At 67.2% G+C, this 21,548-nt stretch carries 24 protein-coding genes; 11 read left to right on the forward strand and 13 right to left on the reverse strand.

Going from position 1 to position 21,548, the window contains the following annotated elements:
- Positions 1–120: 120 nt before the first annotated feature.
- The 5 genes from LZG04_RS03795 to LZG04_RS03815 are packed head-to-tail and all read right to left on the reverse strand — an operon-like array spanning position 121 to position 3,956.
- Entirely contained in the window at positions 121–2,238 is a 2,118-nt protein-coding gene (locus LZG04_RS03795; RefSeq protein ID WP_233813118.1) for an FtsK/SpoIIIE domain-containing protein, read from the reverse strand.
- On the reverse strand, positions 2,235–3,005 hold the full coding sequence (locus LZG04_RS03800) for a hypothetical protein (RefSeq protein ID WP_233813519.1): 771 nt from the start codon (positions 3,003–3,005) through the stop codon (positions 2,235–2,237). Before LZG04_RS03800 ends, LZG04_RS03795 begins: the two co-directional genes overlap by 4 nt.
- A 14-nt stretch (positions 3,006–3,019) precedes the next feature.
- Entirely contained in the window at positions 3,020–3,349 is a 330-nt protein-coding gene (locus LZG04_RS03805) for a hypothetical protein (protein WP_233813120.1), read from the reverse strand.
- Complete coding sequence (locus tag LZG04_RS03810; protein ID WP_308198954.1) at positions 3,346–3,666, reverse strand: WhiB family transcriptional regulator; 321 nt, start codon at positions 3,664–3,666, stop codon at positions 3,346–3,348. Before LZG04_RS03810 ends, LZG04_RS03805 begins: the two co-directional genes overlap by 4 nt.
- A 20-nt stretch (positions 3,667–3,686) precedes the next feature.
- Positions 3,687–3,956, reverse strand: coding sequence for a helix-turn-helix domain-containing protein (locus LZG04_RS03815; protein WP_233813124.1), 270 nt, complete (start codon positions 3,954–3,956; stop codon positions 3,687–3,689).
- A 151-nt stretch (positions 3,957–4,107) separates the two neighbouring features.
- Between LZG04_RS03815 and LZG04_RS03820 the strand changes: the two genes are divergently transcribed.
- Complete coding sequence (locus tag LZG04_RS03820) at positions 4,108–4,482, forward strand: hypothetical protein (RefSeq protein WP_233813126.1); 375 nt, start codon at positions 4,108–4,110, stop codon at positions 4,480–4,482.
- 303 nt (positions 4,483–4,785) lie between these two features.
- Positions 4,786–5,805, forward strand: a complete 1,020-nt coding sequence (locus LZG04_RS03825) for a tetratricopeptide repeat protein (RefSeq protein ID WP_233813128.1) — start codon at positions 4,786–4,788, stop codon at positions 5,803–5,805.
- Here LZG04_RS03825 and LZG04_RS03830 read toward each other — a convergent pair.
- Positions 5,773–6,345, reverse strand: a complete 573-nt coding sequence (locus tag LZG04_RS03830) for an NUDIX hydrolase (protein ID WP_233813130.1) — start codon at positions 6,343–6,345, stop codon at positions 5,773–5,775. The genes LZG04_RS03825 and LZG04_RS03830 overlap by 33 nt on opposite strands.
- A gap of 158 nt (positions 6,346–6,503) precedes the next feature.
- On the opposite strand from LZG04_RS03830, the gene LZG04_RS03835 reads away from it, so the two are divergent.
- The 3 genes from LZG04_RS03835 to LZG04_RS03845 all read left to right on the forward strand — a co-directional run bounded on the left by LZG04_RS03835 (position 6,504) and on the right by LZG04_RS03845 (position 10,266).
- Positions 6,504–8,162 (forward strand): hypothetical protein, encoded by a 1,659-nt coding sequence (locus tag LZG04_RS03835; protein ID WP_233813132.1) that lies wholly within the window; start codon positions 6,504–6,506, stop codon positions 8,160–8,162.
- A 247-nt stretch (positions 8,163–8,409) separates the two neighbouring features.
- The gene (locus LZG04_RS03840) at positions 8,410–8,694 is read left to right on the forward strand and encodes a hypothetical protein (RefSeq protein WP_233813134.1); all 285 of its coding nucleotides are present in this window, start codon (positions 8,410–8,412) and stop codon (positions 8,692–8,694) included.
- A 1,071-nt stretch (positions 8,695–9,765) separates the two neighbouring features.
- Complete coding sequence (locus tag LZG04_RS03845) at positions 9,766–10,266, forward strand: transposase (protein ID WP_233813136.1); 501 nt, start codon at positions 9,766–9,768, stop codon at positions 10,264–10,266.
- Here LZG04_RS03845 and LZG04_RS03850 read toward each other — a convergent pair.
- From LZG04_RS03850 to LZG04_RS03865, 4 genes are read right to left on the reverse strand one after another with little or no spacing between them, the layout of a single operon-like run.
- On the reverse strand, positions 10,256–11,260 hold the full coding sequence (locus tag LZG04_RS03850) for a copper resistance D family protein (RefSeq protein ID WP_233813138.1): 1,005 nt from the start codon (positions 11,258–11,260) through the stop codon (positions 10,256–10,258). The genes LZG04_RS03845 and LZG04_RS03850 overlap by 11 nt on opposite strands.
- Positions 11,261–11,319: 59 nt before the next feature.
- A complete protein-coding gene (locus tag LZG04_RS03855) occupies positions 11,320–11,697 on the reverse strand; it encodes a DUF4267 domain-containing protein (protein ID WP_233813140.1) in 378 nt (125 codons plus the stop codon).
- Positions 11,698–11,716: 19 nt separating this feature from the next.
- Complete coding sequence (locus LZG04_RS03860) at positions 11,717–12,148, reverse strand: SCP2 sterol-binding domain-containing protein (protein WP_233813142.1); 432 nt, start codon at positions 12,146–12,148, stop codon at positions 11,717–11,719.
- Positions 12,145–13,116, reverse strand: coding sequence for a TIGR03564 family F420-dependent LLM class oxidoreductase (locus tag LZG04_RS03865; protein ID WP_233813144.1), 972 nt, complete (start codon positions 13,114–13,116; stop codon positions 12,145–12,147). The genes LZG04_RS03860 and LZG04_RS03865 overlap by 4 nt, the downstream gene beginning before the upstream one ends.
- A gap of 189 nt (positions 13,117–13,305) precedes the next feature.
- Between LZG04_RS03865 and LZG04_RS03870 the strand changes: the two genes are divergently transcribed.
- The 6 genes from LZG04_RS03870 to LZG04_RS03895 are packed head-to-tail and all read left to right on the forward strand — an operon-like array spanning position 13,306 to position 17,793.
- Positions 13,306–13,647 carry a phosphopantetheine-binding protein gene (locus LZG04_RS03870; protein ID WP_267934838.1) on the forward strand — a complete coding sequence of 114 codons (342 nt, stop codon included), beginning with the start codon at positions 13,306–13,308 and terminating at the stop codon, positions 13,645–13,647.
- Positions 13,640–14,797 (forward strand): beta-ketoacyl synthase, encoded by a 1,158-nt coding sequence (locus LZG04_RS42310; protein WP_233813147.1) that lies wholly within the window; start codon positions 13,640–13,642, stop codon positions 14,795–14,797. The genes LZG04_RS03870 and LZG04_RS42310 overlap by 8 nt, the downstream gene beginning before the upstream one ends.
- Positions 14,794–15,462 carry a hypothetical protein gene (locus LZG04_RS03880; RefSeq protein WP_233813149.1) on the forward strand — a complete coding sequence of 223 codons (669 nt, stop codon included), beginning with the start codon at positions 14,794–14,796 and terminating at the stop codon, positions 15,460–15,462. Before LZG04_RS42310 ends, LZG04_RS03880 begins: the two co-directional genes overlap by 4 nt.
- Complete coding sequence (locus LZG04_RS03885) at positions 15,459–16,160, forward strand: maleylpyruvate isomerase family mycothiol-dependent enzyme (protein WP_233813151.1); 702 nt, start codon at positions 15,459–15,461, stop codon at positions 16,158–16,160. Before LZG04_RS03880 ends, LZG04_RS03885 begins: the two co-directional genes overlap by 4 nt.
- Entirely contained in the window at positions 16,157–17,314 is a 1,158-nt protein-coding gene (locus LZG04_RS03890; RefSeq protein ID WP_233813153.1) for an NAD(P)/FAD-dependent oxidoreductase, read from the forward strand. Before LZG04_RS03885 ends, LZG04_RS03890 begins: the two co-directional genes overlap by 4 nt.
- 23 nt (positions 17,315–17,337) lie before the next feature.
- Positions 17,338–17,793 (forward strand): SRPBCC family protein, encoded by a 456-nt coding sequence (locus LZG04_RS03895; protein ID WP_233813155.1) that lies wholly within the window; start codon positions 17,338–17,340, stop codon positions 17,791–17,793.
- 110 nt (positions 17,794–17,903) lie between these two features.
- Here LZG04_RS03895 and LZG04_RS03900 read toward each other — a convergent pair whose 3' ends face one another.
- Genes LZG04_RS03900 through LZG04_RS42315 form a run of 3 tightly spaced genes read right to left on the reverse strand, consistent with a single transcriptional unit; the run spans position 17,904 to position 21,453 of the window.
- Entirely contained in the window at positions 17,904–18,485 is a 582-nt protein-coding gene (locus tag LZG04_RS03900; protein WP_233813157.1) for a hypothetical protein, read from the reverse strand.
- Positions 18,482–20,641 (reverse strand): pyruvate, phosphate dikinase, encoded by a 2,160-nt coding sequence (locus LZG04_RS03905; protein WP_233813159.1) that lies wholly within the window; start codon positions 20,639–20,641, stop codon positions 18,482–18,484. Before LZG04_RS03905 ends, LZG04_RS03900 begins: the two co-directional genes overlap by 4 nt.
- Entirely contained in the window at positions 20,641–21,453 is an 813-nt protein-coding gene (locus LZG04_RS42315) for a MaoC/PaaZ C-terminal domain-containing protein (RefSeq protein ID WP_233813161.1), read from the reverse strand. Before LZG04_RS42315 ends, LZG04_RS03905 begins: the two co-directional genes overlap by 1 nt.
- Between the last annotated feature and the right edge of the window lie 95 nt (positions 21,454–21,548).

A 21,548-nucleotide genomic window follows, 5' to 3' on the forward strand; every position in this document is an offset into this window, starting at 1 on the left:
GGGTGTCCCGTCCCACCTCCGGCCCGTCACAAGAGCTTGTTTGTGCTGGTGAGGGCCGGTTTGGGAGGTGTCACAGCCGGTGGGACGGGTTCACCGGCGTGGGACGGGGTGCGGGACGGGTCAGCGGTCATCCTCGACCACCTCACCGTCCACGATCGAGCCTTCCCGGAGGGCGGTCAGGGCCGCCCGGATGTCGGCGACGAGGTAGCCGCGTACCTGACGTGTGCCGTCGTCGGTGGTGATCCGGTCGCGGGTCGGCCGGCACCCGAGTTCGCCCATGCGCAGACCGAACGCGGTCGGCTCGACGTCCAGCGCGGCCACCAGTTCCGCCGTGGGCACGAACTCTCGTCGGCCCGGTTGGAGATCGTCACCGAGGTAGTCCACGACGGACGCCAGCGGTTCGGGCACCTCCACGTCGGCCGTGCGTTCGGCGACCGTCCCAACTGCCTTCGCCACTGCGGCGTGGTCGAGCATCGGTCGGTTGTCCTGTCCGGCCGCGTGACCGGACAGGGTGCCCTCTGCCTCCCGTAGCGCGCGCCCACGGGCGCAGATGGCTCGCCAGTCCTCATTGGGCATGTAGTAGGTCCGCACAGTGGTGGCCAACACGTCGGCTCCGGCGGTGGTCTCCCCGTCCGGTCGGAGGATGCCGACGCCCTTGTGCGTGGCCAGTAGTCGGCTGCTGTCGTAGCCGCGTGTGTTCATCTGCTCGCCCAACACGATGTTGCTGTCGCGCCAGTCCATGACCCGCAGCGCGAACCGCGAGCCCAGGACCGCCCGCAGGTTGCTGGGAATGGTCTTGCTGTCCGGCCGCTGAGTCGCCAGCACGAGCACGATGCCAGCGGCCGGTCCTTTGCGTGCGAGCCATGTCAGCAGCTCGCCCACGTACTCGCCTGCGGTGAGCTTCTTGTCCTGCACCTCCAGCGGTGTCCGGTCCTCCAGCGGGATCTGCACTTCGTCAATGAAGATCGCGGTCACCGGCATGTCGAGACTCGGGTCTCGGGACATGTTCGGCGTGATCTTCGATTCCGGGCACACCTCGTCGTCAAGCTCCTGCATCCGCCGATAGCGGCCCTGCACCTCCGCCACGAGTTCCACGAGCCAGTCCACGAGCGCCAGGACGTGCGCCGGTTCGTCGCCGGCCATGAATCGGTGGGCGACTTGTGCCGCTGCGTGCCAGTCCTTTCCGGCCTTGAAGTCGGCCACGTAGAGCCGTGTGTGCGGGTCAAGGATCAAGCCCGCGGCTGCCAACCGTGCCGCGAAAGTCTTGCCCTGCCTGGGGATCGCACCTACGAGCAACGACGTCCACACCAACGGCAAGTCCACCCGCCGCTGCCGCGCGTCACGACCGAACGGCACCGGCCGCCACGCGTCCCACCGCTCCACCGTCAACAACGGCGTCCGCAGTGGAGGGGAGCCGTAGGGGTCTTCGTCGGCCACCCACAGCGCGACCCTGCCCGCGTGGCCGCCGTTACCGCGTACGCGCTCCACGATGAGCTGCACCTCGTCCACCGCGAGCGCCGACGCCAACGCCTCTCGGTTCTTCACCACGTCGGCCGCTTTGCGCGTGGCGGGCAGGTCCACGGTGACCGCCCACCCGTCACCCTGGCGCGTGGCTCGCTCGACCAGCCGCAGCGACTCGTCCTTGCCGATGAGCTTCGCGTCCCGGAACGCGTCCACGAGCACCTGCGGGTCCATCGTCCACGTGAGCGTGCGCGGTCCGGCCAACACCGGCTTGCGCCCCGGCGAGCCGTCCTTACGGCGACCGAGCACCGCCAGCGCGACCGCGACCGCCCCACCGCCGATCCACAGCACCCGATGCCCGTACACGAGATCGACCACCGCGAACGCCACACCTGTGGCCGCGAAGGTGGCACCGGTGACCTTCCACCGGAACAGCCCCAGCGCCCGGATGTCGGTGAACTTGTCCGCCAACTTCTCGGACTGCTCCGCAGCCGCCCGGTAGTCGGCCACCCGGACCCACGACCGCCACCACCGCAGCGCGACCACGAGCCCACGCGCAACCGCACCAACGAACCTGAACGGTGACCGCAGCACCGCCACCACGAAATCCTTGACGGCCTGCGCCAGGAGCCGTCGTGACTTCAGGGCACTGGGCACACGCGGCGATCGCAGCCACCAGTCCGTCAGCCGCCGTGCCCACGACGCCCGCCGCAGCGGCGCCCCGTCGTTCACGAACTCGCCTTCCAGAACCGCGCTCACGACCTCCCTACCGTTCATGACCCACTTCCGCTCACCTCACGGACGAGCGTGGCGGCGAGCCGCGAGGACAGCCCGCGCGAGCACCCGGTGACCTCACGTACCCACGACGGCGTCACCGTGGTCCCTGGTGTCCACGCTGCGCGTGCGGCCGACAGGTACTCCTCGAACGTGGTCCTCCTGGTCTTCGTTCGCGACCGTGGTTCATGAACGGCCGCCGGAGCACGCCGGTCGGCTTCCGTGAACGCAGCCGAGACCGCTTCGGTCAGCTTGTCCCGCAGGTCCGTGACCGCCTCCGCCGCCACGAACACCACCAGCGGCGGGACCGAGTGCAGCACGATCCCCGACAACGACCCCGCCGCGTACGACGCCCAGGTGTTCATGACGTAGGTGGCCGCGAGCGTGAACCACTTCGCCCGCCGCACCCACGGCCCCGTCCGCACCCGATACCGCGCCGTCACCTGCTCCGCCCGCAGGATCGCCAGCAACACGAGCGACACCGTGGGATCGAGCAGCCAGGCAGCCAGCCACGGCAGTGACCAGACCGTCGCACCGGCCGACGCGAAGTGCTGGACGTTGGCCATGGTGAACCCGAGACCGAGCACGATCCCTGCCCAACACAGCCGGTCGACCTGCGCCCGCACACGCTCCACCCGCAACGCCACCACGTCCGGCCGCGCCTGGTGCGCCCGCAGCTCAGCCGCTTCGACAGCCTCCCGCGCGAGCCTCGCTGCCGTGTTCTCGTCCGGCGCGGCGGGTGGCCGCCCGAAGGCGACCACCCTTCCCACACCCTTCGGTGTGCTCACCGTCGACCACCCCTGCGACGCGGCCCGTCCACTGCAGTCACCGTCAGTGCCCTGGTGAGCGTGTAGGCCGAGAACAGCGCCGGCAGACCGAGCACCACCCACAGCAACGTGGAGTCCCGACCGTTCATGATCACCAGCCACTGCACACCCACGATGACGCCGGCCGTCACGAGCACCCGACCCGTGAGCGACAGCAACCGCGCACCGGCCCGTGCCGTGTCCGCCGCAGCCTTCGCCCTGCGCGAACCGGCCCGCCACACCATCACCAACGCCAACAACACACCGGCCCCGGCGAGCACCTGCGTAACCGTCAGGTTGATCGTCATGACGACGGCCCACCCATCCGGCCACGCCGCGCCAGCCACACCGGGTACAGGGCACGCCGCTCCTCCTCAGACAGCCCACCCCACACACCGACCGTGTCAGCACCGGCCGTACGCAACTCCAGTTCCAAGCACGCACGCCGTACCGGGCACTCCACGCACAATCGGGCAGCCAACTCCCGATCGGTGGACTCCTCCTCGTCCCACTCGGGCACCTCGTCGGCCGGCACCAACCACAGGCACCGCCCGTCCAACGTGACGATCTCCCACAACACCTCATCCGGCACCGCCGCGAACCGGTCAAGATCCGCCGCGATCACCTCCAAGTACTCCTCCGGGTTCACCACGCGGCACCCCCGGTCAGCCGCTCGACCTCACGAGCCGTCCGCCGCTCGGCTGCCATACCGGCCACGTCGACCACGCCGCCCGAATCGACCGCCCGCCGGACCATCTCCTCGACCGCTCGTGCCGGGACGACGTACCGCGTCCGCACCCGGACAGCCGGGAAGGCGTCCTCCCGAATCGCCCGGTACAGCGTGGACGGGTCGATGCGCATGAGGCGGGCAGCCTCCGGCACCGTGTAGAAGGTGGGCGAGCTGGTTGTACTCATTAGTCACGCCTCCGAAAGACTGATTTCACCGCTCGGAGCGCTGACATAAGCGTTGATTATCGGTCAATCACCGCTGATCTCAGTCATGGCTCCGGAATCCGTCCGAACCGCGCGCTAACGTCGGCGCTGAGGGCGGAGCACGGAGGCGTACGTGAAAGAGGATTGGTCGGCAGTCGCGGAGGCAGTCAACGCCCGCGCGAACGAGCTGGCTCTGAAGCAACGTGAACTTGCCGAGAAGTCGGGCGTCTCGCTCGCCATCGTGCGAGAGATCCAGCAAGGCCGAATCCAACGCCGACGCAACCCGCGCACCCTCGAAGCGCTGTCGATGGCGCTCGACTGGCACCCGCAGCACCTGACCGCGGTTCTCACCGGCCAAAACCCGCCGGAAGCAGACCCGACCGCGGCACAGGTCGACAACCCGGTCATCCCGCTGCTGAACACCATCATCCGTGAGATTCGTGGACTGCGCGCCCAACTCGGCACGCTCACCAACCGACTTGACGACGAGTCGCGACGAAAGGACTAGTTCGCGGCAGTCGTTCGGCGGTTCCTGCGTCGCTGTCATGACAACAGCAAACCGCCGAACAGGGGGACGAAATAATTGTCAGCGGCTAACGCCACCCGTGTTAGGTGGAGTTAAGTCCGCAGGTCACGGCCTCAGGGGACGGGGGACAACGTGGCAGGACAACGCCGAGCCGACCGACCGATCACACGACTTCAAGCCGTCCGACGAGAGTCCGGACGCACCCAAGCACAGGTCGTACGCTACTTCCTCACCCGAGGACAGGCACTAGGCATACCCGTAGCCAGCCAGTCAGCCCTCTCGGTCATGCTGTCCCGCTGGGAGAACGGCCGGGTAGAAGTCACCGACCCTGGCTATCAACGCCTCTTCCGCAAGTTCTACGGCCGAACCAACGAAGAACTGGGCTTCCCACCCGAACACCTCAACGAATCGGCCGAAGAACTCCGCGACCGCCTGATCATCGCACGGAACATCGACCGCGAGACACTCGACCTCTTCCAACGCCAAGTCAACGACCTGCGCAACTCCGACGCACGCTTCGGTGCAGTCGTCGTCCTCGACCAACTGAACAACCTCGTCCGCCAAATGGAAAGCGTCAAGACGTTCAGCGTGAGCACCCAACTCCGCGAACGCCTGGCCGCCATCCTCACCGACGCCCGCACCCTCGCCGGCTGGACAGCACTCGACCGAGGTTCCCAACTCCAAGCCTGGCAGTACCACGAAGACGCCAAGGTATCCGCCCGCGAAGCAGACTCACCGCATCTCCTGGCGCACGCCACAGCGCAGCAAGCCGTGATCCTCCTGGACATCGGCGAACCGGTCGCCGCAGTCGAGTTGCTGGAGTACGCGCGCTACGTTGCCGAGAACCGCGCCCCGTCCCTCCTCCGAAGCTGGCTGGCCGCAGCACACGGAGAAGGACTCGCAGCGGCCGGGCACCACGACGAGTCCCTACGCGCCTTCGATGAGGCACAAGCCCTTCTACCACCGAACCCGATCGATCCCGAACTGCCTCACCTGCTCCTCAACGACGGCCACCTAGCCAGATGGCGCGGCAGCGCACTCGTACGACTCGCCGACCACAATGCCGTCACCAACCTCGAAGCGGCAGTGCGGGAACTGGAAACGTCCCCACACTCCGCCATCCGCGCTCAACTCCACATGTACGCCGACCTAGCCTTCGCCTACGCCACCGCAGGCGACAGCAAAGGCGCACTGAGCTACGCAGCCAAGGCCCGCCAACTAGCCTCCCGCATCGGCTCCGACCGCCAACGCCAGCGCCTAGCCAAGCTTCAACTACCCGAGATCGGCGGACCCGGCATTGCGTGAAGCCAAGTAGAACAATATCGGCACAATCGCCCCCGACCCAAGCACCTCACCGCGCTTGATCAGCTCCAGCATCCGATCAATCGGAATCCACTCGATCCTCGCAGCTTCCTCAGCATCGGTCGGCTCGCCGACCTTCTCTGCCTGCCGCCAGATGTAGGCGTTCACCGGCGCGTCGACCATGCCGGGCAACGGCTGAAAAGTAGCGATATGCTCTGGCTCGCCAATCGGTCGCCAACCGGTCTCCTCTTCGGCTTCCCTCGCAGCCGTAGTCGCCGGATCTTCGCCTTCCTCAACCAGTCCACCGATGAGCTCATAACCCCACTGGTCTACGGCGAAGCGATAGCGCCATAGCGTCAGTACTTCTTCCCGGTCATTCAACAGTAGCGCAACGGCTACGTGATGTAGCTTGACGACGTGATGTTCAAACCGGCTCCCATCGGGAGGTTCAACGTCCACAAGATCGACTGTGACCCACTGGTTGGCATAGATCGCTCGCTCACCGTGGACCTTCCATTGGAGTCTTTCTGAATCTTGAGTCATGGTCGAATAGTACCGCATGCTGTTTGCGGTGGGATTGCAGGTGTTTGATTACCTATTAATAGATGCGCTCGGTAGTTGTGCACGATGTGCGTTCGACCTGACACTGCGAGTTAAGGTCACCAGTTTGATCCTTATGCGCTCGCCTGTAGACTGCTGCGATGGCAGATAGGCTTCCATTACTGCAAATGGCTGAAAAACTTCCTGCATGGCATGGTGACGTGCCGAACGTCGTTGCGCCACATGTGGGATTCGTGGTAGACGCAAAACCGGATTCCGCCTATGTCTGGCCTGATGTCACAGCCGAGGCCGGAGTTGGGGAGCAGCACATCGTGCTGGTTACTGCTCCTGGAGCTGGGGGGAAGTCGGCGGCAGCGTCGGCGCTTGCGTACCAACTCAACGCGCCACTCGTGGACTTGGCGCATCTGCAAGTAGGTAGCAATACTCTCACCGGGCTTCTGCCCAGAGTGCTCGGATGGAAAGAGGCTCCGTCTTTTATATCGGCTCTTTTGGCTGGCGAGCGTTCAGTGGTATTGGACAGTTTGGACGAGGCGCGGCTCCTCGCAGGCAGAAATAACTTCTTTGCCTTTCTGGAAGATCTTGCCGAGTTCATGAAAGAAGCGAACCCGCACGGCCAGGTTGTCATTTTAGGGCGTCGTGAAGCCATCGAAGACGCGTATCTGATTCTTGACGATGCCGGCATGCGTACGTCGATTTCGCGTATTCATCCTCTGACCCACCAGCAGAGTGCAGAGTTAATTGATAAAACACTAGATCGGAAAGAGGTGGACAAGAAGCCTTATAGAGTACACCGAGATCACCCGGTACCGTTCGCGAAGTTTCGTGACGATGTATTCTCCGAACTATCGGAAGCGTTGGGTTTCGAAGGTGGGGAGCCTCGTCAATTCTGGGCCGAGGCTGGTAGCTTTCTTGGGTATCCACCGGTTCTTCTTGCGTTGGCGGAGAGGCTCGCTGTAGATAACCCTCAAGGTGAGAAAGGCATAACTACTCTCGTTGGAGATCATCCCGCTGCGGTTACTAGAGGTAAGTTGCTCCGGCAGATTGTTGAAGGCATCTTGGATCGAGAAAGTGACAAAGTACGCCCACGTATCAAGAAAGCGCTGCGGTTATCGGCTGAAAAATCGGCCGTTTTATATGGTCGCGAAGAACAAACGTTACGTATCCTCCGTGTCATCCTCGATGGAAAATTTGAAGTAGTCTATCCGGCGGTCCTCGATGGAGACGAACGAGTTGCATATGAAGAGCAGATCGAAAGCTTCGTAAACGATCATCCGTTTTTGATCGGCAAGAAGTTCTCTAATGCCGTTTTCGAAGACTACGTGCGTGCTTTCGTTGTAACGTCGGAGACTGTCGCCGTAGTAGGTATGAGCAAAGAGCAGTTGCTCTCACAATGCTCCCCTGAAGGCCCATTTTATGCTCACTTCCTTTTCGACCTAAGTCCCGAAGTTGACTTCTCCAAAGACTCTATCCGTGCAGCCAAATTGCTCGATGAATCGTTGGTGGATGGGATTATCAGGTCACATCGACTCGCGGCGTCCGGAAGTGCTCCTATCGGATATTATAGCGATGGGAATAATCCTGCTTCGCTTACGCTGGCGGATATCCCGGAAGACGGTTCTGCCGGTGTTGGCTATAGCATGGTTTTTATGATCGAAGAACCGGTTGGCGTTCTTGAACTAACGGCCCCCTTGTCCGACTGTGTCATATCTGCTAATGCGGCCGTAAACATCTCGTCACCTGCGGGTTCGGGTTCAATTCGGTCCTGGAGTAGTCCTTATTGCTCGAGAACTGCATCTTGAAGGCGATAATTTCATCGCGTCAGGAGGATCCGAGAATCACGGTGTTGTCATTATTGTTCGCGATGAAGTAGTTCATGAGCCACAGTTGAAAGTTTCTTCGTATCCCGCCGACTGTCTATCAATTCAGTGGCCAAATTCTTGGTACCAATGGTCGCCGTATAGTACTGAAATTCCCGAGATGGGCGCATATATTGATCCGCAGGTTGCGTACGAACTGCTCTTCTGGATCAGACGTATCCTAACTTCGATGCGTGGCAGTACCCGCGAAGTCCCCTCTGCCTACTGGGAACTCCTCGACAAGTTGATTATCGGATCCAATCCCATTGCGCATGCTACGCGCGATGCGCTGATCGAGATCGGCGTCTTGATCCGAGATAAAGAGTACTATCGCCTTCAGCTGGACGTGTTGAAGAAGTTCAAAGTGAACTATGCTGCGCTGCGTGGTGCTGATTTTGCTAAGGTGTTGCAGAATTTGCATAGAAAAGTGGCAAAGACTGATGCAGTGCTGTCAGTGGTTGCTCGCCCAGCCTAAGCAACAAAGTCGATCTTGATCGTTGTCCATGAGCTTGTCCATGAAACGGCGTCACCGTCGACCTGAGTAGCGCGTCGGCTGCGCGTCGAGGCGTCGGAAGCCCAGGTGGCGACAGATACCTCTGCGCGTAGCCGACTCAAAATCCGTCCAGTGTGCGTTCGAGTCGCACCGGGGGCACGTACCGCAATCACATTGGTGCCTACCTGCGATATCGCTGGTGTGGCGGGTGTGTGGGGCGGAGCATCCGGCTGCTGCGGTGCGGTGGTGGCAGCGGGTGGTGCGGGAACGTTGTCGTCGGGCGATGTGATCACCAGCGTGGCTTCGAGCGTGTGGTGATGGACCGCGATCTTCGGCGGTCGGTTCGGAGCGGCGTCGGGGCAGGTTCGCCGGTGTCAGGTGCAGGCCGAGCGCCGAGTGGGGGAGTCTGTCCCGTAGGTCCGGCTTGGCCTCGTCCGGCCGTCGGGGTTGAGTGGTGTCCTGGGTGTCGAGTGCGGCGAGTCGGTCGAGAGCGGGACGTCGTTCGGTCTGCAAGTCGTCGTGGCGCTGCCGCAGCCGGCCATTGGGTGAACGGGTCGTCGGGGTCGGCGCTCTCGGCTCGTCGGGGTGCTGTCGGTTTCCGCGTTGTTCGGCTTGGTCGATGTCCTGGGGGAGCGGGCTGCGCCGGCCAGGGTGGAAGAGGACTCGCTGTATGCGTGTCGACGGCGTCATGATCGCTTCGTCACGCGCTTGGACAGTGCCGGCTGCCGGGCCGGGGCCGATCCTCCCCTGTCGAGCGGGAGGTGGTCGTGGGTCGTCGTCCTCCGGGGGCGTTCGTCCGGTGGAGGAGGGACGCGAGTTCGCCAGGATCGGTCGGCCCGCGAAAGGTCCGGTGTGACTGCGTCGGACTATCGTGGTCGTGATGTCGACACACGGCCGAACGATGCCCGACATCACCTCGTTGATGCAGGTCAGCCCCGTTTGCGTGCGTGATGTGATCCACGCGGTCAACGAGCGTGGGTTCGCGGCGCCGGACCCGAGATGACCGGATCCCAGACCTCTGCGAACCGTCCACCCGCCCGAGCGCGTCGACGGGTGGTCTGCGTCGACGAGCTCGGGCCGCTCAACCTGCGCTCCCGCAAGGGCACGGCCTGGCGGCCGACCGGCTCACCACCGCGATCACGGGCCACCCGCAACCGCCGCCACGGCGTGGTGCACGTGCTCGCCGCCCTCGACCCGACCACCGGAAAGATCCGCTGTCGCAAGTGGCACGGTGAGTTTCTGGAACGGCTCAGCAGCCTGCGGGCACGGTGGCCGAGCCGACGCCTCCACCTGGTGATGCGCAACTCCTCGCCCCACCGTCACCCCGACGTCCGCGACTGGACCGCTGCCGACGACGTCGAGTCGGTGTTCCTGCCGACTCGCAGCGCCTGCCTGAACGGGTCGAGGCCCGAGGTCACCGCCCTGCGCCGCTTCGCCCTCAACGGCACCCACCACCGCGGCCACGTCGAGCGGAACGCCGCCGTCGACTCACCCATCCGCACCTGGACCGGTCATCGATCAAGGTTGCTGACGCAGCACCAGCTCAGGCGATGACGGCGGCGCGCGACAGCACGGTGCCCAGCCCGTAGCAGATCCCGAGCACCCCGATCTCCAGCGCCGCCAGCCCCACGAACGCGGTGGGCCGGCGCGCCACGACAGCGGGGAGCAGCCGCGTCCGGATGGTGCCGCCGATCGCGGCCACCACCGCCGCGCAGGCCACCTTCGCCAAGCTGGTCCAGCCGTACGCCGTGGTGAAGAAGCCGGCGAGCCCGACGTCGGGCGTGGTGCCCAGCTCCACCGCGGCGTTGACCAGCCCGCTGACCACGACGACGGCGATCGCGATGGTGGCCAGCGAGGAAAACCGGGGCAGCGCCACCGAGAGCACCGCCGGCAGACGGGCCAAGAGCACCGTGACGGCCAGCAGACCACCGGTCCACGCGGCCGCGGCGAGCACGTGGGCCTGCAGCGTCAGGACGGTGACGTCGCTGTACTCGGAGCCGCGGGCGTGCCCGGTGAGCGGCAACGGCACCACCGCGCACAACGCCAGCACGAACCGCAGCTCGGCCGGGATCAGCCCGGGCCGCCGCAACGCCACCGCGCCCACCCCGATGCACCCCGCGGCGAGCACCACCACTGCCAGCAACGACTGGCCGACGACGACCCGTTCGACGTAGCGCACCACGTTCGGCACGGTGACCTGCCACCGCAGTTCGGCCACCTGCAGCACCAGCAGGGTCAGCGCCGCTATCGCCGCGGTCGACGCCGCCACGACACCCCCGACGGTCGCGCCGCGGACCGCACGGCCGGCGAGCACCGGCACCAGCGCACAGCCGACGACGAGTACGGAGCCGAGGTTCATCAGCACCCGCGTGACGGGCAGGGCGTAGGTGACGAACGGGCCCGCCGAGAGGCCGGCGAGCACGTTCGCCGCGGTCAACGCCGTGCCGCCCACGACAGCCGTGAGGGCGGCCGCGACGAACCAGCCCAGCGGGGAGAGCCGTGGGGCCCGGACGACGCCGTCACGGGTGGCCGGACGGTGCAGCAGCACGGCTGGTCTCCTCGAGTGGGGGCGCGCCGGGCGCCGGCTCCGGGCGTCCGGCAGCGGCACTACCGCGTCTGTTCGACCTTCGCGGTCAGCACCGTGTCGGTCGCGATGATGCCGAGCATCCCGGCGACCATCCGCCACTGCCCGGGCTTGCCGCCGGTCGCGATGATCCCGGCCAGGTCCGCGACGTCGCACGCCGTGCCCGCCGCCATCCACATCTTCTCGTCGCGCCTCTTGGCGAGCGCGAGCAGCAGACCTGCGCCGAGCGTGAGGTCGCGCGCCGCGTACGCGGCGGCGATGGCCCGTGAGCGGCGGCTGGTGCCGTTCGAACCGAAGAGCTTCGCCATCGTGCTCTGCGGCGCGAACGCGAACATGCCCGCTACGATGACGCGCACCCCGACCACGCCGTAGGTGAGCAGCCGGACCGGATGGATCTTCATCATTCTCCCAAGTGCACAGTCACGGGCGGGCGAACCAGCTCTCGAACTTCGTCGCCGCCATCATCTCGCCGGAAACCTTGATCTTGCGCGTCAGGAACGCGCGGACCGGTGCCATCGTGCCGACGAGGACCTGGAGGAACACCGCCAAGTCCATGGTCATGGTGACGTTCGGCGACTCGACGTCGCCCCGGCCCGCCGTGCAGACGCCGTCGCTGACCACCGCGTGGTAGCGGTGGATCTCGCCGCCCGAGGTGATGACGTACTGGAAGCTGATGTTCTGGTCTCCCGCCCGCTCCGGCAGGAACGCGCCGGGCAGGTTGGCGAACACGAGGTCGAGCAGGGCTTGCGCCCCGCCGGGGCGGTCGGCGGCGTAGGCATCGACGCCGTCGGCGTCCAGTCCGGTGATCGCCTGCTTGATCTCGTGGAACGCCACGGTGTTCTGGTCGGTCATCTCGGGGTCTCCTCGCGGGTGGTCGACGACGTGAGCACCGCGTGCGTGCGTTCCTGCTCGGTCTCGGAACCGATCACCAGCGCGTTGAGGTCCGTGACGCCGATGTCACCGAGCCGTTTGAGGGCGCCCGCCACCTGGTCCTCGGTACCGACCAGCGCGATGTCACCGCCGTGCTCGGCGTTCTCCTTGTCCAACATGGCCTTGTAGTTCGGCAGCGCGCGGTAGATGAGGAACATCCGCTGCGCCAAGTCCCGTGCCGCGCTCGCGTCGTCCGTGACGCACACCGGGAGGCTCGCCACTACGCGGGGCTGCGGGCGACCGGCCTTCGACGCGGCCGCCGTGAGGCGCGGAACCGTGTGCTCCTCCAGGGTCTTCGGCCCGGTCATCCACGTGATCACGCCGTCGGTCAGGGAGCCGGCGACGTCGAGCATCCGGGGGCCGAGCGCGGCCACGAGGATCGGGATCGGTCGCGGCACGTCGAAGGACAGCGCCCCCCGCGCGGTGACCGTGTCACCTTCGTAGAAGACCGTGCCGGTGGCGAAGAGCTCGTTGAGGACCTCGACGTACTCGCGCATCCGGTGCGCGGTGCGGTCGTAGGTGTAGCCCCACTGGTCCTCGACGACGTGCCGGTGCGACACGCCGATGCCCAGCGTCACCGGACCGTCGTAGGACGCCTGCACGGTGAGCGCCTGCTCCGCCATCACCATCGGGTGCCGCGGGAACGTGGGCAAGACGCACGTCCCCAGCTCCATCCCCGAGATCCGGGTGCCGGCGACCGCGAGCGCGGTCAGCGCGTCGTAGCCGAAGAGCTGGTGGCGCCTCTTCCGGTTGCCGCCGCTGTGGCGCGGTCCGCTGCCGGGGCTCTGCGGGAGCCACGCGCTGACGTACCCGCGTTCGTGGGCGTCGACGACTTTGCGCACCAGCTCGTCGAGCCGTCGACCGCCGTCGATATTGATGCCGATTCGCACGAGTGCCGAAGCTAGTGCGTTTGTCGGAGGTAGCCGAGTGGCAAGTGCGGATGTGGTGCCGGACTGGGCTATCTGCGGTTGTAGAGCCGATTGAGCACAAGTGCGGAGGTAGGTTTGAGCTCCCGATGAGGACGGTGTTTAGTCGACTGCTGTGTCGTGGTGTTTCGTCGTTGCCGAAGGTGAGTCCACATGTCTGTGAATCGTGTCGAGATCTTTGAGCGTCTGCGCACCCAGATGGCGAAGCATTTGGAGTTGGACGCCGACTCGATTGAGCTGGACTCGCGTTTGGTGGATGACCTGGACGCGGATTCGTTGGACCTGCTGGAGCTGATCCTGGCGCTCAAGGGCGAGTTCGGCATCGGTGTGAACGACGGTGAGGTCAAGTACCTGTTGACGGAGCTGGCGCGGTTCCTGCCGGACGTCGGCACCGGTGGTCAGCTGTCGGACCAGGAGTTGGCGGAGGTCTCGCGCCGCTTGTCGGTGGGCAACATCGTGGAGTTCATCGCCGACCGGGTGGGCGCCGGTGTCTAGCGGCGACGCGGTCTGGGTCACGGGGCTGGGGGCCGTCACGCCCGGGGGCTGGTCCGTCGAGGAGACGTGGAGCGCGGTCTCGGCGGGCAAGTCCTGCATCCGCGAGGTCGAGCGGTTCACCACGTTCACCTCGTCGAGCCGGGTCGCCGGGATGGTGCCCGGCAAGGAGTCCTCGCTCCCGGAGCACTCGCTCTCGCTCGAGTACGGCGTACACGCGGCGAGGCAGGCGATGGACAGGGCCGGTCTCGCCGCCGTGGACACCGCGATCGTCGCGAACCACGGTGAGCGCAGGCTGCCGACGCCGGAGGGCTCCGGCCGGGTGACTGGCGTGTCCGACATCGCCTCCGAGGTCGCCAAGGCCGCGGGTGCCGGCAGCTACAGCGCGCCCTACGGCGCCTGCGCCGGCAGCGCCCAGTCGATCGGGACGGCGGCGAAGCTGATCAGGAGCGGCCGCGCCACCACCGCGCTCGCGGGCGGCTGCGACGCGCTGGTCACGCCGTTCGACTACTTCTCGTTCTCCAGCCTCTACGTCATGTCGACGCGCGAGTGCCCGCCCGAGGAGGCGTCCTGCCCCTTCGACGTGCGGCGCGACGGGTTCGTGCTGGCGGAGGGCGCGGCGTTCCTGGTCCTCGAGTCGGAGGAGCACGCGCGGGCCCGCGGAGCCGAGCCGCTCGCCGTCCTGGAGGGCTTCGGCCTGCGGCAGAACGCCTACCACATGTTCGCGCCGCCCCCGGACGGCCGAGGCCCGGCGGACGCGATGCGCGAGGCGTTGCGCGACGCACGGCTCGACCCGTCCGCCATCGGCTACGTGAACGCTCACGGCACGAGCACGAAGGACAACGACTCGTCGGAGACGATCGCGATCCGCGAGGTGTTCGGCGCGCACGCCGACGTTCTCCCGGTCAGCTCGAACAAGAGCCAGATCGGCCACACAATGGGTGCGTGTGGTGCGATCGAGGCGGTGCTGAGCATCCAGTCACTGCGTTCGGGAATCATTTCTCCGACCTCGAACCTGTACGAGCCGGATCCGCTGTGCGATTTGGACTACGTGCCGTTGAAGGCTCGTGAGATCGAGTTCGACCACGTGCTGAGCAACAGCTTCGGGTTCGGTGGGCACAGTGCCTCCCTGATTTTCGGGCGGGTGTCATGAACATTCAGGTCGCGGCCGTCTGCTCAGCGGCCGAACAACAGGACGACGTGCGCGGGCAGGTCAAGGCGTTCGCCTCGCGCAAGATCCTGCGATTCCTCGACGCGGTGTCCTACGGCCCGTTCGCGGCCGTCGCCGCGGTGTACCGGCGAAATCCGGTGTGCCCGCCCGAGGACGTCGCGCTCTACACCGTGAGCGGGTGGGACGGCGACATGCCCGACCAGCCGTTCCCGACCGACGGCTCCCGCGACGAGTACGCCAGGCTCAGCAGGCACATCCTCGAGGACGCGAACCCCACCGGCTGGCTGCGCATGCTCTCCAACAACGCGCTGTGCCAGGTGTCGATCGTCGAGGGCTTCCGAGGCCCCAACGCCCACTTCGTCGGTGACGCCGACGCGCTCGCGCAGGCGCTCGCCGCGGCGGCCTACGACCTGCGGACCGGTGCGGCCAAGCTCGCGCTCGTCGTCGCCTATGACGTCGCCGAGACCGATCGCAACAACCCGTCCGACCGCGCGCCCAGCACGGCCGCCGCGATCTCGCTGACCGCGGCCGAGGACGGGCCCGACGTGTTGCCGAGGCTCTTCGAACTCGTCGACGCGGTCGCCGGCGAACGCCGGACCGCGCTCGAGGCGTTGGAGCTGGTACTCCCGATCGGGGTGCGGTCGTGAGGCAGCGCCAGGTCGTGCCACCGATCGTGCTGCCCCGCACCGAGGTGATGGCCGGGATCGCGGAGTACTGCGAGAACTTCGGATCCCTCGTGCGGTCGCTGGGCGAGCAGGAGTGGACCGCGCCGAGCCGGTGCGAGGGCTGGGAGGTCCGCGACGTCGCGGGTCACGTCGCCGGCCTGTTCGCCGACGTGGCCGTCGGCCGGATGCAGGGCCAGGGCCTGCCGGAGGTCACCGCGCGCCAGGCGGCCGACCGCCGCGACCGCGACCCGGCGAAGGTGGCGAAGGAACTGGAACGCGCCGGCCGGCTGTGCGGCCAGGTGCTCGCCGGGTTCGACGACGACGCGTGGGTCGCCAGGGCACCCGGTGGGTTCCCGGGACCGTTGCGCCGCGCAGTTCTCGTGCTCTGGTACGAGCTCTACGTGCACGGCGACGACATCCGGCACGCCACCGGCCGCCCGTCGGACCGCGGCACGGGACTCCGCGCGAGCGTCGTCCACCTCGCCGAGACCCTCGGGCTGTGGGGCTGGGGCCCCGCGACCCTCGAACTCGACGGCGTCGAAAGCCTTCCCGTGCGCGGTGGCGGTGACGTCGTCACCGGTGACCCGCTCGACTTCGTGCTGGCCGCGACCGGCCGGATCGACCCACGGCCGCTCGGCCTGGACGAGAACGTGAACATCTACCGCAAGGTGGACGCATGACGAACACCGTCGTGATCGGTGCCGGTGTCGCCGGGCTCGCGGTGACGAGGTGCCTGCGGGACAACGGTGTCGAGGCGATCGCGCTGGACGAGAACGCCGAGGTCGGCCACTCGTGGGCGAGCCGCTACGACAACCTCAGGCTCAACTCGGTGCGGTGGCTCTCGCACATGCCGGGCCAGCCGATGCCGAAGCGCTACGGCCGCTGGGTCGGTCGCGACGACCTGGTCGAGTACGTGAACTCCTACGCCGCGCCGATCAGGGACCAGGTGCGCACCGGGGTGAAGGTGCTGCGGGTCGAACGCGGCTCGCCTTGGCGCGTCGTCACCGACCAGGGTGACTTCGAGGCGGCGCACGTGGTGGTCGCGACCGGGCTGTACGGCAAGCCGGTCATCCCGGACTGGCCAGGGCGGGACGACTACCGCGGTGAGCTGCTGCACGCCGCCGACTACCGGCGCACCGAGCCGTTCGAGGGCAAGCGCGTGCTCGTCGTCGGCCCCGGTGTGTCCGGTGTCGACATCGCGGTGGACCTGTTGTCGCGCAGGACCGGCGAGCTCGTCGTCGCCGTCCGCACACCGCCGAACTTCCTGCCGCGCGAGCTGTACAACATCCCGCTTCAGGGCCTGTCGGTCACGAACCGGCACGCCCCGACCGCGGTGCAGGACCTCGGTGGCAGGCTCATCCAGTGGCTGTCCGTGGGCGACCTGGGCGACACCCCGCTCGGCCGCCCGACCGAGGGCATGTTCAGCAGGCTCAAGCGCACCGGCGTCAACCCGGCCGTGGACGACGGCGTGTTCGTGCCCGCCGTCCGCGCCGGCAGGGTCGGGGTCGTCGACGAAGTGGTGGAGCTGTACGACCGCGGCGTCGTGACCAAGTCGGGCAGGCAGGTCGAGGCGGACGCGGTCATCGCGGCCACCGGCTACCGGACCGGGCTCGCCGACGTGCTGGGGCAGCTCGGGGTGCTCGATGACCGGGGCGTGCCGCCGCAGTACGGCAAGGAGAACCAGCACTGGGCCGACCAGGGCCTGCACTTCGTCGGGTTCGCGTCGCCGCTGACCGGGCACCTGCGCGAGATCGGCCTGATCGCGCGCAAGACGGCCAAGCGGATCAAGCGCGCGCCCGTGCCCGGTGCGTCACGGGTAGTGTCGACGCCATGACCACGCGCAGGGGGAGGTAGGTCATGGCATACGGCGAGGCACGGGCGCACATCGCCCGGCCTGCGGGGGACATCATCGAGTTCATCCTCGACCTGAGGCAGTACCAGAAGGTCGACGCGAAGCTCGGCAAGATCCACTGGGTGAAGCGGGACGGGAACGTCGTGACGTTCAAGTTCCGACCCGCACTGCTGGGACTGCCCGGTCCCGCGACGAAGCAGAAGGTCGTGCTGTCCGACGACAGGTCGCGCATCGACATCGGGAGCGCCGAGCCGGCGTTCACCGACAAGATCGCGGCCTTCGCGGCGTTCTTCCTCTTCGAGGAGGCCGACGGCGGGACCTGGGTGACGCGGCGGGTGACGTTCACGTTCCCGCCGGCGTTGGCCTGGTTGCTCGACCGGCCTTTCGGGAAGTGGCTGGCCAAAGACGTACCGGACGAGCTGGCGAAGGCCAAGGCGTTCCTGGAGTCCCGTTCGGGGTGAGCTCTCGCCGTTCAAGGAGAAGTGCCCTCGCCAGCTGCGGTTCGAGCCGGACGGAGAAGGCCCCTCGGTGATCACCGAGGGGCCTTCTCCGCACAGTCGCCCAGTCCTGCCTAGTCGCCCTCTTCGCGCTGGCGGTCCAGCAGGATCAACAGGTCCTCGTGCAGTTCGAGCCACACGTCGTGGTACGACTCGCGCATCGGTTGCAGCAGCGCCGTGGCGTCACCACCGCTGAACCGGTCGTACGCCCCGACGAACCGCGGGACGTACCGCGCGAACCGGGGGGCGCTCGTGGTGAACCGCTCCAGCAGCACCAGGTTCGCTTCGTGGATCCGGGTCAGCTCGGACTCGACGTTCCCGCCCTTGAGCTGCCAGTGCGTGCACAGCTCCTTGAACCGGCTGTTGAGCCTGAGGAACTCATCGTCGTACAGCGCGCCCATCGTCGCCCTGTCCACCGCGGACTTCTCGGTGTCGATGCGGTCGCCGACGTGCGCCCTGCCCTCGGGCGTGAGCAGCCAGCCGCTGATCCGACCGGTGCGCAGCAGCACCAGGCCCTTCGCGGCGCTCGCCTCCAGCAAGGTGGCGGTGGCGTCCTCGGTGGCACCGATCGCGGCGGCGATGCTCGACGTGCTCGCCCTGCCCTTGAGGAGCAGGCTGTACAGCACCGCGGTGTCGAACTCTTCGGTCGTGGTCATGACAGGACTTCCCCCGGTTGTGATTCGCTGCGCCAGCGAAGGAGACATGCGATCTGCGGCGACGGTGGGGCCGCCTTTCGCCGGGTGGTGAGGTCACCCTCGTACACGGCACCGGTCGAGCCGTCCACCGAGACGAACTTGCCCAGCAGCTTCTTCACCACGCCGTCACCGCAGCCGACGACGCACGGCAGGCCGATCTGCCTGCTGACGACGGCCGCGTGGGACGTGCTGCCGCCCCGTTCGGTGATGACGGCGCCCGCGACGAGGAAGCCGTGGATGTCGTGCGGGCTGGTGGTCGGGCGGGCCAGGATCACCGGCTTGCCGATGTCGGCGAAGTCGCCGGCCTCGTCCGCGTCGTCGACCACCCAGCCGGTCGCGAAGCCCGGTGACACACCGAGACCCGTCGCGACGGCGTCGACGGCGGACGCGTCCACGGCGGCGTCCTCGGTGGTCGGGGGCAGCCAGTCGGCGGGCACGCGGGACAGCGCCTCCGAGATGTCGATCAGCCCTTCGTGGACCAGGTCGACCGCCCAGTGCACCGCGGCGACCGCGGAGCTGGAGGAGTTGCGGGCCTGCAACAGGAACAGCTCGCCGGACTCGACCGTGAACTCGATCTCCAGCACGTTGCGGTGCGCGCGTTCGAGCCGCTGCCCGATCGCGATCAGCTGCCGGTAGACCTCCGGCTGCTGGTTGCTCAGCTCGGCCAGTGGCAACGGCGTGCGCTTGCCGGCGACCAGGTCCTCGCCCTGGGCCCGCGGCAGCCACTCGCCGAACGGCGCGGCCTCACCGGTGATCGGGTTGCGGGTCATGTAGACACCCGTGCCGGAGAGCTCGTCGCGGTTGCCGAACACCATCGCCTGCACGGTGACCGCGGTGCCCAGGTCGTCGGGAATCGCGTTGGCCTGCCGGTAGGTCCGCGCGCGATCGCTGTGCCACGAGTCGAAGATGCGGCAGATCGCCGAGCGCAGCTGTGCCAGCGCCTCCGCGCGGCAGCCCTCCGCGTCCAGCGCGACCAGCGTCGGCAGGTCGGGGAACGCCTCGCGCAGCGGTGCGCTGAGCTGCTCCACCTGCCAGTCCGCGCTCGCGTGGGTGAGGCCGACGTTGAGGATCGTGTCCATCATCCCCGGCATGCTCACCGGGGCGCCGGACCGCACGGACACGAGCAGCGACGGCGAGGTGCCGAACCGCAACCCGGAGCGCCGCTCCAGCATCTCCAACTGGCCGAGCACCTGCGTCCAGACCTCGTCGGTCAGCACGCGGTCGTGGAGGAAGTAGTCCTCGCAGGCGCGGGTGGTCAGCGTGAACGCGGGCGGCACCGGGATGCCGAGCTGGTTCATCTGCTGCAGGCCCCAGCCCTTGCCGCCCAGCACGGCGCGGTCGGCCGTGACGGACCCGTCGAGCGGGACCACGAGGGGGACGGCCGCCGGTGGCGGCTTCTCTGACATGCTTCGTGCGCTCCAGAGCTCGGGGAAGAACCACTTGTCCAGGGTCTTCCTCAGGTACGAGAAACCTTCGCTGCCGGCAGTTCCCGGCGCGACGCCGATCGCGTGCAGCACCATCAGGTAATGGCGGTAACGCCACTGGCTGAAGACCATGTCGTACTCGACGAGGTCCTCCGCGAGTGCGCGCACCTCGTCATCGGGCGCTTCCGGTCGGTACAGCTGCGAGACCGTGGTCCCGGCGCGGTCGAGCAGGTCGAGGAACGCCCGCCGCAGCGACGCGTTCCCGGCCCGGCGGCGCACGTTCGCGTCGTCGGAGCCGACGGCCCGCGCGATCCGCAGCACGCCGTCGCGGGCGAGCCCCGACGCGAGCTCCAGTTCGCGGAACTGCCCCGACTGCAGGCCGCTCGCGTTGCCCAGGGCCGGCCGGAACGCCGCGAACTCCTTGGCCGGCATGGTGTCCAGCACGTCGATGTGGGCGAGCCACAACCGCACGATCCGGTGCAGCCGTCGCACGCCGTGGCGCGCGGCCGTCAACCGATCGTGCCCCATCGCGTCGATGACCTGGTCGATCTCGTGCAGCGCCTCGGCGAACCACAGCTCCAGCGCCTGGTGCGTCACGATGAACAGGTACTCGTCGGGTACGTCGGTCCGCGGGCGCTGCAAACCCAGCAGCTCGGGAACGCCGAGGTAGTCGCTGTACGGACCGGTCGTCATCACTGACCCGCCATCCGGAACCAAGTGCTCTTCAGCACGGCCTTGCCCCCGTGCTTCGCCGACACGAGGTAGGTGTTCGGCGAACCGGAGCGGTGCGCCGTGAAGTCGACGGCGGTGTCCGGCAGCACCGGCTTGGTGAACCGGGCGCGCACGTAGGACAGCCGCGCGTCCGGGTTCCGGCGGAGCTTGGTGACCAGCCCGCTGATGCCGGTCGCGAGCGTGCACATGCCGTGCACGATCCGGCGCGGATGCCCCGCCTGGCGAGCGAGTTCGTCGTCGAGGTGCAACGGGTTGTGGTCGTCGGCCGCGTCGGCGTACCGCTGCGGGGTCTCCTCGCCGAAGTACTGGCTCAGCTCCACCGCGAGGTCCTTCCTGGCCGGCTGGGTGAAGCGCCGCCGGTCTGGTGGGAAACCGCTGCTGCCCTGGACGGCGAGCGTGCTCTCCATCGTGACGACGGAACAGCCGGCGCTGTCCACGAGGGAGCACCGGATGATGGCCGCGTCGCCGAAGCCGAAGCCGACGACGTCCCGCACCTCCGCGTGCCCGTCGAGGACCTCGTCGATGCGGATGTCGCGGTGGAACAACATCTTCTGCTCCGCGTGCAGCACCAGCTGGTCGGCCGTCCCGAGCTCCGGGGCCTGGTAGATGAGCCGCCACAGCGGTGCGACCAGGCGCACCGCGTAGAACGCGGGTGCGGTGCCGCTCTTCGGTTCGTCACCGACGGCGGCGGCGTACAAAGCGCTCTCACCGGCATCGACGCGGAGCGCGGGGATCGAGAACCGGCGTCCGGCGAGCGATCGGCGATTCACCACGAGCAGCTCCCAGCAGTAAGGATTTCGAAGTGGCCGTCAGGGTCGTCCAATCCCGACACGGCAGGGAAGCCACAAGTGCGGATGTGGCCCCGGAT

This window comes from Saccharothrix sp. S26 (assembly GCF_021390395.1).
Taxonomy (GTDB): domain Bacteria; phylum Actinomycetota; class Actinomycetes; order Mycobacteriales; family Pseudonocardiaceae; genus Actinosynnema.